This window comes from Pseudonocardia bannensis, assembly GCF_012911875.1.
In the GTDB taxonomy this organism is placed as follows: Bacteria; Actinomycetota; Actinomycetes; order Mycobacteriales; family Pseudonocardiaceae; genus Pseudonocardia; species Pseudonocardia bannensis.
Map to the genome: position 1 here is coordinate 1 of NZ_JAAXKZ010000159.1, position 12,087 is coordinate 12,087.

Annotated in this window: 15 protein-coding genes; 1 reads left to right on the top strand and 14 read right to left on the bottom strand. The window is 72.3% G+C overall.

Features of this window, described 5'->3' with window-relative positions; all coding sequences use genetic code 11:
• The 3 genes from HF519_RS33595 to HF519_RS27070 all read right to left on the bottom strand — a co-directional run.
• The coding region (locus HF519_RS33595) for a transposase (protein ID WP_211170653.1) at positions 1–142 on the bottom strand (142 nt) is incomplete at its 3' end.
• Between the two features lie 77 nt (positions 143–219).
• Positions 220–1,386 carry an alanine racemase gene (gene alr, locus HF519_RS27065; RefSeq protein WP_169415816.1) on the bottom strand — a complete coding sequence of 389 codons (1,167 nt, stop codon included), beginning with the start codon at positions 1,384–1,386 and terminating at the stop codon, positions 220–222.
• Positions 1,386–2,648 carry an NAD(P)/FAD-dependent oxidoreductase gene (locus HF519_RS27070; protein ID WP_169415817.1) on the bottom strand — a complete coding sequence of 421 codons (1,263 nt, stop codon included), beginning with the start codon at positions 2,646–2,648 and terminating at the stop codon, positions 1,386–1,388. Before HF519_RS27070 ends, alr begins: the two co-directional genes overlap by 1 nt.
• A 163-nt stretch (positions 2,649–2,811) precedes the next feature.
• Here HF519_RS27070 and HF519_RS27075 point away from each other — a divergent pair, with 163 nt between their 5' ends.
• Positions 2,812–4,386, top strand: a complete 1,575-nt coding sequence (locus tag HF519_RS27075; RefSeq protein ID WP_169415818.1) for a helix-turn-helix domain-containing protein — start codon at positions 2,812–2,814, stop codon at positions 4,384–4,386.
• A 349-nt stretch (positions 4,387–4,735) separates the two neighbouring features.
• Here the strand turns inward: HF519_RS27075 and HF519_RS27080 are convergent, their stop codons facing one another.
• The 11 genes from HF519_RS27080 to mbhE form a co-directional block, all read right to left on the bottom strand.
• Positions 4,736–5,239, bottom strand: a complete 504-nt coding sequence (locus HF519_RS27080; protein ID WP_312860379.1) for a GreA/GreB family elongation factor — start codon at positions 5,237–5,239, stop codon at positions 4,736–4,738.
• 576 nt (positions 5,240–5,815) lie between these two features.
• A complete protein-coding gene (locus tag HF519_RS27085) occupies positions 5,816–6,460 on the bottom strand; it encodes a class I SAM-dependent DNA methyltransferase (RefSeq protein ID WP_169415820.1) in 645 nt (214 codons plus the stop codon).
• A gap of 206 nt (positions 6,461–6,666) precedes the next feature.
• The gene (locus tag HF519_RS27090) at positions 6,667–7,158 is read right to left on the bottom strand and encodes a flavin reductase family protein (protein WP_169415821.1); all 492 of its coding nucleotides are present in this window, start codon (positions 7,156–7,158) and stop codon (positions 6,667–6,669) included.
• Positions 7,155–8,108: a pyrimidine reductase family protein gene (locus tag HF519_RS27095; RefSeq protein ID WP_312860380.1), complete on the bottom strand. Its 954-nt coding sequence runs from the start codon at positions 8,106–8,108 to the stop codon at positions 7,155–7,157. The genes HF519_RS27090 and HF519_RS27095 overlap by 4 nt, the downstream gene beginning before the upstream one ends.
• Positions 8,109–8,274: 166 nt before the next feature.
• Complete coding sequence (locus HF519_RS27100; RefSeq protein WP_169415823.1) at positions 8,275–8,577, bottom strand: cation:proton antiporter; 303 nt, start codon at positions 8,575–8,577, stop codon at positions 8,275–8,277.
• Entirely contained in the window at positions 8,574–8,843 is a 270-nt protein-coding gene (locus tag HF519_RS27105) for an MrpF/PhaF family protein (protein ID WP_246245283.1), read from the bottom strand. Before HF519_RS27105 ends, HF519_RS27100 begins: the two co-directional genes overlap by 4 nt.
• Before the next feature lie 5 nt (positions 8,844–8,848).
• Positions 8,849–9,343: a Na+/H+ antiporter subunit E gene (locus HF519_RS27110; RefSeq protein WP_308259019.1), complete on the bottom strand. Its 495-nt coding sequence runs from the start codon at positions 9,341–9,343 to the stop codon at positions 8,849–8,851.
• Positions 9,344–9,357: 14 nt separating this feature from the next.
• Positions 9,358–10,737 (bottom strand): complex I subunit 5 family protein, encoded by a 1,380-nt coding sequence (locus HF519_RS27115; RefSeq protein ID WP_169415825.1) that lies wholly within the window; start codon positions 10,735–10,737, stop codon positions 9,358–9,360.
• On the bottom strand, positions 10,734–11,120 hold the full coding sequence (locus HF519_RS27120; protein WP_169415826.1) for an NADH-quinone oxidoreductase subunit K: 387 nt from the start codon (positions 11,118–11,120) through the stop codon (positions 10,734–10,736). Before HF519_RS27120 ends, HF519_RS27115 begins: the two co-directional genes overlap by 4 nt.
• Positions 11,117–11,578 (bottom strand): MnhB domain-containing protein, encoded by a 462-nt coding sequence (locus HF519_RS27125; RefSeq protein ID WP_308259020.1) that lies wholly within the window; start codon positions 11,576–11,578, stop codon positions 11,117–11,119. The genes HF519_RS27120 and HF519_RS27125 overlap by 4 nt, the downstream gene beginning before the upstream one ends.
• Positions 11,575–12,087: hydrogen gas-evolving membrane-bound hydrogenase subunit E (gene mbhE, locus HF519_RS27130; RefSeq protein WP_169415827.1), on the bottom strand; the 513-nt coding region annotated here is incomplete at its 5' end. The genes mbhE and HF519_RS27125, both read right to left, overlap by 4 nt.

The window sequence follows — 12,087 nt, forward strand, 5'->3', positions numbered from 1 at the left end:
CCATCGGCTGCATCGACTTGCGTTTGCCGTCCAGCAACAACCCACGCACATACAGCTCGCCCTTGGCCCGCTGATCCGACCGCGCCAGACCACCGAGCATCCCGGCCGCGAACGCCTCCAGCCGCGGCCTGATCCGCGCCATCTCCTCCGGAGTCACGACCCGAACAAGATCACACGGAACGCCGGATCAGCGGGAACGACACACCTAACAAAGCCCTACTAGCCGCTTGGGGCAGCGCCGTTCCCGACATAGACGCGCGGCACGCGCGCACCGATCCGGGTCACGATCTCGTAGGGGATGGTTCCGGCTGCCTGCGCCCAGGCTCGTGCGGTCGGTTCGCCGTGGTCACCGGGACCGAACAGCACGACGTCGTCGCCGGGCGCCACCGGATCGTCGCCCACATCGATGACGAACTGGTCCATGCAGATCCGGCCGGCGATCCGGTACTGACGACCGGAGACCATCACCTGCCCCAGCCCGCTCGCGCTTCGCAGCACCCCGTCGGCGTAGCCGAGCGGGACGACGGCCAGCGTCGTCTCCCTGGCGGTCGTGTACCGGTGGCCGTAGGAGACGCCGGCGCCGCCGGGGGCCCGTTTGGCCTGGACGACACGCGCCGCCAGCGTCATCGCCGGCCGCAGCGCGGAGCCGGACAGCTCCTGATCCGGGCCCATGGGGTCGAGTCCGTAGATCGCCAGCCCCGGCCGAACCAGATCGAAATGGCTCTCGGGCAGGGTCAGCGTGGCGGCCGAGTTGGCGATGTGGCGCAGCCGGGGCCGCAGACCGGCCCGGGTCGCCACGTCGACGGCTTCCGCGAAGACGGCCAGCTGCCGACCGGTGCAGGGATGGCCGGGCTCGTCGGCGCACGCGAGGTGGGACCACACGCCCGCGACGTCGATGAGGCCCTCGCGTTCGGCCCGGTAGGCCGCGGTGACCAGCTCCGGCCAGTCCTCGCCGGTCGCTCCACCCCGCCACATCCCGGTGTCGGCCTTGAGGTGCACGGTGGCCGGCGCGCCGGCAGCCGCCGCGGCCCGCGAGATCTCCTCCAGCTGGGAGACGCTGTAGGCGGCGACGTCGATGCCCTCCGCAATCGCTCGTGGGAAGTCGGCCCCGGGGGTGGCCAGCCAAGCGAACACCGGGGCGCTCACCCCGGCCGCCCGGAGGGCGAACGCCTCCTCGAGCACGGCCACCCCGAGCCGGCCGGCCCCACCGTCCAGGGCCGCGCGTGCAACCGGAACCAGGCCGTGGGAGTAGGCGTCGGCCTTGATGACGGCCATCACCTCGGCCGTCCCGGCCCGGTCCCGCAACGCCGCCACGTTCTCCCGGATCGCATCGAGATCCACGGTGCAGGACGCGCGGAGGTACCCCCCGCCGGCGCCGGCCGCCATCAGCGCAGCGGGTCGAACGGTGCCAGCTCGACCGGGCGGCGGCCGGTGGTGATGGCCTCGGCAAGGAGCTGTCCGGTGACCGGACCCAGGGTGATCCCCCACATGCCGTGGCCACCGGCCGCGAACACCCGCGGGGACCGCGTCGCGCCGATCAGCGGCAGCCCGTCGTGCGTGCAGGGGCGAGAGCCGACCCACTCGTCCTTGCGGGCGTCGAGGTCGGCGCCGCGCAGCAGCGGGCGGGCCGCCTCGACGATCGCGCGGATCCGGCGGGGATCCAGCGGTGCCTCCGGGGCGCGGAACTCCATCATCCCGGCTACGCGGAGGCGGTCCCCGAGCGGCGTGCAGGCCACCCGCTGGGCGGGGAAGTAGACCGGGCCGGCGGGGACGTGCTCGATCGGGATGCTGAAGCTGTAGCCGCGACCGGCCTGGACGATGGTGCGGACGCCGAACTGCCGGGCCAGATCACCCAGCCACGCCCCGGTGGCGATCACCACCGCGTCGAAGGGCTCGGCCGCGCCGGCGGCGAGCTCGACCTCCACGGCCCCCGCCCGGTCGCGGATTCCGGTGACCGCCCTGCCTTCGCGGATCTCACCGCCACGGCTGCGCACGGATTCGGCGAGCAGATGCACGTAGCTGCCGGGATCGATGAAGCGCTGGCCGTGGAGCCGGATCGCGCAGCCGACCTCGTCGGAGAGGGACGGCTCGACCTCGCGCGCCTCGGCGCCGTTGAGCACGTCGAACTCGATGCCCTGACCCGCGGCGTGGATGTGCTCGATCTCCTCGAGCAGCCCCGTCCGCTCGGCCTCGGTGCGGTACGCCGCGAGGAAGGACTTGGCCTCGAGGGTCTGGCCGGTCATGCCCCCCTCGGCCAGCGCGTCGAAGCCCTCCAGCGCGCGCCGGTTGATGGGGACCAGGGCCCCCATGGCCGTCTTCCAGCGGGCGGCGGTGCTGTGCCGGGCGAAGCCGACCATGAACTTGATCAGCCGGGGGTCGGCGCTCGGCGGCACATAGACCGGGGACGACGGGCTGAGCACCGCGCGCACCCCGTAGCGCAGCACCGCCGGCTCCGGCAGCGGCGTGGCGATACCGGGGGTCAGCCACCCGGCGTTGCCCCAGGACGACCCGGCGGCGACCCCCTCGCGGTCCAGGACCGTCACCGCCACACCGCGTTCCTGGAGGAACCAGGCGGTGGCCAGACCCACCATGCCGGCGCCGATCACGGCGACACGTTCAGGGGGGCGCGCGGCGCCGAGCTCAACCATCGGGGGTTCCTTCCGGATGTGCGGGGATACGCCGATCCTGATGCCCCGGCATCGGATTGTCTCCGTGCGCTCGGGACAATCCGGCGGGTGCTGATGGTGGAGCGAGCACAATCGGCGGGCACAATGCGCGCATGCAGCCAGGCCGCGCCGCCCGTCCGCGCTGATGATCACCGTTCCTGCGCTGGTCGACGCGGTCGGCGCTGCCCTGCTACGGCTCGTGGTCCCCGGGAGCGGCACCGAGGTCGATGACGTGACCCTCGCCGAGCCCGACGAGGATGTCGTCGGCGTTCCCGCAGACCTCGTGCTGGGCGTGGGGATGTCGGACGCGGAGCAGGCGGCCCGGCTGCTCGAACGGGCCGCAGAAGCCGGGGCCGGCGGTGTCGTCCTCAGGTCGCCGCAGGCGCGCGACCCGCAGGTCGTCGCGGCCGCCGAGCGATCCGGTCTCGCGTTGGTGGAGTTGGCGCCCCACGCCTCCTGGGCCCACGTCATCTGGCTGCTGCGCGGCGTGATCGACCGCGCCGCCGCACCCGGGTCCCCCCTGCTGGGCGACGCCGGTGTCCACGGCGAGCTGTTCGCCCTCGCCGACGCGGCCGCAGCGATCGTCGACGCGCCGGTGACGATCGAGGATGCGCAGTCCCGGGTGCTCGCGTACTCGGTGCGACAGGAGCTCACCGACCCGGCGCGGGTCTCGACCATCGTCGGACGCCGCGTGCCCGAGGAGGTCATCGCGCACTTCCGCGCCCGCGGGGTGTTCCGCAAGCTCGCGCGCTCCAGCGAGCCGATCTACGTGACCGACGTTCCGGAAGGGACACTGCCCCGGCTGGTCATCCCGGTCCGTGCCGGAGGAGAGTGGCTGGGGTCGATCTGGGCCGTGGTCGCCGGACCGGTCGCGCCGGATCGCGTCGACGAGCTCGCCGGGGCCGCGTCCGTTCTCGCCCTGCACCTGTTGCGCCTGCGCGCCCAGGCCGGCCTGGCCCGCCGCGCATCGACCGATCGGCTGCGTGCCGCCCTGCGGAGCGCGTCGCCGCAGACGGATTCCGACCTGTGGCTGCCGGAAGGTCCGTGGCGCGTCGCCGCGCTGGGCACGCCCACGATCACCCGCGACCTGGGCGAGAAGCTCGACCTCTGGGAGTCGATCACGCGCCGGTTCGGGTGGCAGCACCCGTTGCTCGCCGATCTCGACGGCATCGTGTTCGCACTCGTGACCGCCCACGGCGGGCCGCGCACGGCGGGCTCGTGGAGGTGGCTGCGGGCGCTCATCGGCGCGGTCCACCCGCACGATGCCGCGTTGACCGCGGCGGCCGGTGGTCTCGCCACCGACCGCACCCAGCTGCCCCGGTCCCGGGCCGAAGCCGCGGAGCTGCGTCTGCTCATGGCAGCCGGGCAGCTACCGGGCCACACGGTGCAGACCGAGGACGCCTGGGACGCCCTCGTCGTGGCGCGGGCCCGCGCCGCCGTCCGGGCGGAGTCGGGTCTGCTCGGCGGGCCCTTACCCGCCCTGGTCGCGCACGACCGCGAGCACGGCACGGCGTACCTGCCCACACTCTCGGCGTGGCTGGAGCACCTGGGCGAGCCCAAGGCCGCCGCGGCGGCCCTGCACATCCACCCCAACACGCTGCGATACCGGATGCGCCGGATCGGCGAGCTGGCGCGCCTGGACCTCACCTCGCCACGGGTCCGCCTCGCGCTCCAGCTCCAGCTCTGCGCACTCGAGGCCGGCACCGGTCACGACGCCTGACCGGGCGCCACCCTGCGCCGGCCGAGGTCAGCGCCGGGTGGCTCACGACCGAGCTGATCGAGCCGCGAGCCCCACGGCGGACCGGCGAGACCGACTGCGCCCCGCCGACTGCGCCCCGCCGACTGCGCCCCACCGCCGGCGCCCCGGTCTGCGCGGGGGCCTGGCCGGCAGGCCCCCGCGCAGGCTTGACCGGAGCTGTCCCTACCGGTCCGGGTGGGCGGATCGAACCCGTCCGGCAGCGCACGCTAACCGGGACGCGGAACAGCGAATGGCCGCGATTCCTCGCCTCTCGACGTGGCGGCTCTGCGAGCCCCGCCCGCAGCCCACTGCCCGCGCTCGGTGCGGATCGTCAACGATCAGGACTGCTGGACGTCGTATAAGGAACAGCCCGCACCAGAGATACCGTCATCATCTGGCCGTTCGGCAGCTGAAATCGACGTTGCTCCCCCTGCTTCGCACCGGACAGAGCCGTACCCAGCGGAGAGCTGGGTGAGCAGACTTCGATGTCGCCGTCGGACCCGGGTTCCCTGTCGGCCAGAAGAAATGTCTCGGTGGATGCCTCGTCGGCGTATCGCACGGTCAACACCATTCCGGGTTCAGCGATCCCGTCGTCGGGAGGTTCCTGGCCGATCACCGCATTCCGCATCATTTCCTGGAGCTTCCTGATACGCAGGTCGCGATCCCGGTCCTCCAGGATCGACTGCTCGCCGGCCGTGTCCCGATCTTGATCACCACCCGGTCGCGGTTCGCCGCCCATGCCCTGGCCCGAACGCTGCGCGAGCAGCCCGGAGAGCTCGATCTTGAGCCGTTCGTACGCGGCGGGGGTCAGCCACACCCGGGGTGTGTCGGTCACGATCAATGCTCCTCACAGTCACCAGGCGCAACCCCCGGCCCACCCGTGTCGAACGACGCGGGCCGAATGTTGACAACACCTGGATGCACAAAAAAAGCACGGCCCGACATGGGCCGTACCGCCGAAAAGCCTAGCACGCCGTCCCGTTCCACGCTGCGCGCGCTATCGCCGGCGGATTGCCGCAAAAGCGATCGGCGGATTGTCCACAAACCTTGAGGAGCCGCGCGACGGGCACGCCCTGCCTTGGCGAGGACGGCTGGGTCGCCATGCCCTACCGGGCGGTTCTGGCCACTACCGATGACCCGGGAAGCAGCGGCGGAGACGAGAACGCGGGCGGAGACGTCATCCCCCGTGTTCGCAGGTCGACAACTTCCTGCGGCATGCCGACAGGGCCCGGTCACAGGGTGGATGGTGGAACCACACCGGTACATGGGCGAAATCACGCCGCTGCGCCGGCTCCGTCCACGCAGCCACGGGCACAGCTCGGGCCGGTCGCGGGGTGGCTCGGCGCGTCGAGCCGGTCGAGCCGGCCGCGGAGATCCTCCGCCGGACCGTCGAGGGTCCTCCGGGGAGCGGTCAGGTGCTCCGCTTCCGCGCCACCAGGAACGCCTGCTCGACCGTCTCGGCCCCGACGGGCTCCCGCACCGTCCGCGCGAGCACGTCGAACCCGGCGTCGGCCAGCAGGTCGGCGACCCGGTCCGGCCGGAGCCGCCGGAAGTCCAGGTCGACGGCGTGGCCGAACGCCTCGTCGAGGTGCAGGGGGTCGTCGCCGACCTGGAACGCGAGCAGCAGGTGCCCGCGCGGGACCAGCACGCGGTGGAACTCGGCGAACACCCCCGGCAGCTCCTCCGGCGGAATGTGGATGATCGAGTACCAGGCGACGAGGCCGCCGAGGGCGCCGTCCGGCCGGTCCAGCGCGGTCATCGAACCGACGTCGATCCGCACGCCCGGGTTGGCCCACCGGGCCACGTCGACCATCCCCGGGGAGAGGTCGAGGCCGAACACCGCCACCCCGCGCCGGCGCAGGTGGGCCATCGCCTGGCCCGGCCCGCAGCCGACGTCCAGGACCGGCCCGTCCGCGCGCACGAGCTCGGCGAACGCGCCGAGGATCGCCCGGTCCTGCGGTTTCCGGTCGAGCTCACCGCGGAAGTGCTCGGCGTACTCGGCCGCGACGGCGTCGTAGGCCTCACGGGTGGTGTCCAGGAAGGACGGCTCGCTCACGCCCCCGACGGTAGTCAGGCCCAAACCGGCACCCCCACGAGCTCGATCTGCGCGCCCGCCGGGTCCGCGATCCGCGCCGGCCGGAACACCTTCGAGCTACTGCGGTAGCTCAGACTTGGTCTCGGTACCCGGCCCGGACGAGTCTGCGGATATCGATGAGGGTGCAGGCGCCAGGGGAGCCGGGCCCCGGCACGTCGACGTGGCGATCAGGCCGGGTGACCCGGCTTCATCGTCTTGACCCTCTGGAACGCCAGTTGCCGAAGTCGCTCGCCGACCCGGCCGTCGAGTGGTTCGAGCAGGTGGCCGACGTGGTCGCCGAACGGCACCCGTTCGAGCACTCGTCCCACGAACCACGCCCTCGTCCCGGTCAGCACCGGCACGCCGTGCTCCTCCTGCCAGTCGCACGCCGCGAACTTGTCGACCTCGTCGCCGGTCTGCTCGCCGAACAGCGACGACAACTCGTAGTCGTTCTCATCGAGGAAGTGCACGGCCAGACGATCGCTACGGGTCGCCACCGCGCACGTGCGGTTGCGCGAGGAGAGACAGACGAGGAAGCGCGCCGGGTCGATGCTGCACTGGGTGTGGAACCCCACGAGGCAGCCGCTGCGCTCGCCGCCGGCGGCCGCGGTCACGATGATCATCGGGTAGTCGAGCTGGCCCACCGCAGCGTGGAACGGCTCCGGCTCGGACGCGCTCATCGATCTCCCCGGTCGCTCGATGCCAGTAGATAGCGCAGGAACAGGTGGCCGTCGTCCTCCAGTACGTGTGCCAGCCGCAACGCGGCGGGCTGGGCCAGGGCCCCAGCGGGGAGCAGCCGCACCGGATCGGCGACCAGCAGCGGCGAGACCGTCAGGCACAGCTCGTCGACCAGCCCGCCGGCGAGCAACTTCGCGAACAACAACGGCCCGCCTTCGCAGACGACCAGGCGCACACCCCGCCCATGCAGTTGTCGCAGCGCACCCTGCAGATCAACGGCGTCTTCTCCGGCCATGATGAGGTCGGCGTGAGCGGCCGTCCGATCGCGCGCGGCGGCCTCGACATTGTTCGGGGTGATGACGATGGGGCGAGCACCGTCGCTGAACAGCGCCGACTGCAGGTTCAGACGCAGGCTGGCGGACACGACGGCCATGGTCGCGCTGGCGGGCTGGCCTCGCTCCCGGCGCGAGGCCTGGTGCTCTGCGGAGGGCCGGTGCGGCCCATAGCCCTCGGCACGAACCGTCCCCGCACCCACCAAGATCACGTCGGCCACGGAGCGGAGTAGCCGGAAGACCTCCTTGTCCACCGGACTGGACAACCCGCCGACCCGTCCCCCGGTGGCCACGGACCCGTCCGGTGAGGCAACGAAGTTGATCAACACCCATGGCCGGTCCTCGCGGGACGGGCGGCTGACGGTGACGTAGTTCCCGATGAGGTCAGCTGCCCGACCGCTGGTCCGCGTGGACAGCAACTCCTGCATATCGACTGATAACCGATCGGCCGGACAGCGAAACACACACCTCCGATCGGCGGCTCGTGGAGGGTCGCGACAGCCGCCCGCGCCACCGGCGGCAGCAGACGACGGAGGCAACAGACCTCTGGCCTCGGCCGGCACCGGCGAGCGGATCGCCGAAATCCGTTGTCCGGACCACGGCGCAGGGCCGGCGCGCATGCCGACCGGGCTGGGCACCCGCCGACGACCCCCAATGGTCCGGCGCGGGCGCGGGAGTCGTGCCTCGAGGCACGACCGGGAACACGTAGAACTGCTGCTCTGCCGCGGCCGCGAGCGCGCGGTAGAGCAGTCGCCGGCCGCGTCGTCGACCAGCCCGCGGCAGCCGTCACTCCACCTGCCTGCGGCGGCCGCGATGGCGAGCGGACCGCGCGATGGCGTGGCCCGAGACCGGCGAGGTGAGCGTGACGAACACGATCGCGAGCACGGCGAACGTGATGATCGCGGCGTTCTCGGTGGCGACCGACGAGGCGAGGACCGCGAGCACCCCGGGCCCGGTCGCGAGCCCCTGGGCGTGCAACTGGCTGAAGGTGTCGGGCAGCCGCAGAACGCCGTACAGGCTGATCGTCATCAGCGTCAGGCCGACCAGCAGGAGAGCTGCGCCGATGACGTCGAGCACGACCGAGATCATCCGAACGGTCCTCCCGAGGCGAGATACCGCGCCGCCGCGATCGTTGCCACGAAGGACAGGAGCGAGAGGGCCACGGCGGCGTCGAGGTAGTACCCCACGTCCCAGTAGTAGGACAGCAGGGCCAGCAGGGCGACCACCACCGCCGCCAGCACGTCGAGGGCGATGACGCGCTGGTGCACGTCGCGGGCGCGCGCCAGCGCCAGCCCTCCGGCTACCAACAGCAGTGTCACCCAGACCATGGCGGGGATGAGGACGGCGGCGGGCATGGCGGTCAGGGGAAGACGCGGCGCTGCCGCCGCTCGTACGAGCGGAGCTGCTCGGCGCGGACGGCGTCGGGATCGCGGGCGTCGATAACGTGCAGCAGCATCCGGCCACGCTCCTCGTCGAGGTCGACCACCACGGTGTCCGGGGTGATCCCGACCCGCACCCCCCAGGCCGCGGCGGAGGGTGCGCCACAGGCCGGGATCGGGACGGTGACCAGGCCGGGGCGCGTCCGGCGTAGGTTCAGGCACCACAGTGCGGTCCGCCAGGTGCTCACCGCCACGTCCACGAGTGTCCCGCCGACAAGCGCAGGCACCCCGACCAGCCGTCGAAACCACGGCGCTGCGGGGGACGGGCCGAGTGGGCGGATCCGCCGGGCGGCCGCGACGAAGATCCCCGACAGCACGACGCCGGTGAGGATGTCGCCAGGGTGCAGGCTCGTCAACACGAGCAGGTAGATCGCGGTGAGCGCGACGACCCGCATCAAAGCGCTCGTCCTGGTCACATCGGACCTCCCTTTCATCCCGCCGCCCCTGGCAGCAGCCCCTCGGCGGCCCTGCCGCTGGCCGCCAGCAGCGGCTCCGGCCACACGCCGGCTGCGAGGACGAGCAGCGCCACCGCCGTGGTCAGCAGACGCAACGGGAGCGGGCTGGCCGGTCCGGCCGGCGCCGGGGCCCGCCAGAAGGCTCGCTGGTACATCTGGAACATGTAGACCAGCGAGAGCCCGCTGCCGAGAGTGAGCAGCACGATCAGCGGCACGCTCCCCACGACGATCCCGGCCCGGAACATCTCGAGCTTGCCCACGAAGCCCGCGGCAGGCGGAACCCCGGCGACGCTGAGCGCGCCGACCGCGAACGCGCCGGCCACCAGCGGCCCCCGGATCCCGGCCGCCAGGAACAGCAAAGTCTTGTTCAACGCGTTGACCACGCTGTAGACCACCGCGGCCGTGAGCCCGACCGGACCGCCGACGCCCAGGGCGACCAGCACGTACCCGACCTGCCCGATGGCGGAGTAGGCCAGCGACTCCGCCACGTCGCCGCGGGCCACCGCCAGCACCGCGCCGTAGATGAGGGAGACGGCGCCGAGCACGACGATCGCGGCGCCCACCAGCCGCAGCTGCGCCGGGAACATCGTGGGGCCGAACCGCAGCAGCCCGTAGGCGCCGATGTTCGCCACGGCACCGCTGAGGATCGCCGCGACGGCGGGGGAAGACCCGGCGTAGACCGTCGGCAACCAGAAGTGGAAGGGAAACAGCCCGAGCTTCACGCTGAACGCGATGAAGAAGCCCGTCGCGATGAGGAGCGCCGCATTGGGGTCGACGACGGCCATCCGCTCGCCCACGTCGAGCATGGCGAGCGTGCCGGTGACCCGGTAGGTGCCTGCGACCGAGAGCAGGAAGATGAACGACCCCAGCAGGTTGACCGCGGTGAACACCATCGCCGCCCGCAACTGACGCCGCCCACCCCCATAGGCGGTGAGCACGTAGGAGGCCGTCATGGCCAGCTCGAAGAAGACGTAGAAGTTGAACACGTCGCCGGTGAGGAAGAGCCCGGTCAGCCCACCGGCGAGCAGGAGCACCAGGCCTGGGAACACCCGTTCCTCGATCCCCGCCAGCACCTCGTGGGTGGTCGCGGCGAGCAACACGAGCACCGACAGCAGCGCGAAGACGACGCCGAGCATGTCGGCGTGCAGCACGATGCCCACCCCGGGGGGCCAGCCGCCGGTGACGACCTCCTGGCTGCCGCCCGCCAGCACCTGCGCGGTGAGCACGGCCAGCAACGCGAACGTGGCTGCCAGCACCGCCACGGCCAACCAGCCCACGGCGCGGCGGCGCCCGTCCAGCGCCACCAGCACCGCGCCCGTCGCCCACGGCACGAGCAGCGCCACCGAGAGGATCACGAGGCCTCCTCCCGGTCGGCCTGGCGCTGCGCCTCCAGCCCCGCCTCGTGCTCGGCCTCACCCGCGGCGAGGTCGTCACGCTCAGCGGTGCGGAACACCATGACGACCCGATGTACCAGCGCGAGCAGGAGCGCCACCGTGGCGAGCCCGATGACCAGCGCCGTCAGCGCCAACGCCTGGGGCAGGGGATCGCTCACGGCCTGGCCCGCCGGCACGGCGATCGGCGCCCGGCCACGGGTCAGGCCGGAACCGATGATCGTCACCAGCGCGCACTGGGAGATCAGCATAATGCCGGCGACCACCCGGACGAGGTCGCGCTTGAGCAACAGGTAGGCCCCGCTACCGAACAGGACGGCGGCGGCGAGGGCAAAGGCCAGGATCACGATCCATCCCTGCCGTCGCGGCCCGCCAGGTGGTGCAGCAACACGATCAGTACGCCCACGACCAGCAGGAAGACCCCGATGTCGAAGACGAGCGGCGTGAAGAGTTCGAGCGTGCCGACCTTGACCACGTGCTCACCCGGGGCGGGACGGTGCGACACCGGTGGCTCGCCGAGCAGCAGCGGAAAGAAGCCAGTGGCCAGGGCGAGCAGCAGCCCTCCGACGGCGAGCTTCGGACCGTGTCGCAGCACCGGTAGGGCCGCCTCCGCCCGGGCACCCCCGAGCGCGACGTAGGTCAGCGCGATCGCCAGCGCCACGGCCACTCCGGCGCCGAAGCCGTCGCCGACCTCGGCGTACCCCTTGGCGACCAGGGCGGCCGCGACCATCAGGGTCGGACCGAGCAGCATCCGCGCGATGACCCGGATGATCACGTCCGGCCGGTCCGGTTCGCCAGAGCTCACCACGGTCTCCCCCGCCCCAGCAGGGCCACCACCCCGACCACCGCCGCGAGCAGCACCGTGATCTCCACCAACGTGTCCAGGCCGCGGAAGTCGGCCACGATCACGGTGACCACGTCGCCGCCGTGCGCGGCCGGGGTGAGCCGGATGTGGTCGGACGCGACCGTGGTCGAAGCGGGTTGGGACAGGAATCCCCAGACGGTGACGAACACGGCGAGGCCCGCGACCACGCCGGCCATCGCATCGCGGCGCCGGCTCCGGACGCGGACCGGCGCGCGCCGGTCGCGGTCCGGCCCGTGGTCGGGCAGCCGGGCCAGTGCCGCGAGGAACACCAGCGTGAGCATGGTCTCGACGACGACCGCGACCAGCGCGACGTCCGGCGCCCCGATCAACGCGTAGACCGCGGCCAGCGCGAAGCCGACCACCGACAGCGCGAGCACGACGGCCAGCCGGGCGCGCGACAGGGCGATGATCAGCGTCACGAGGACCACCAGCCCCAGCAGCGGCAGCAC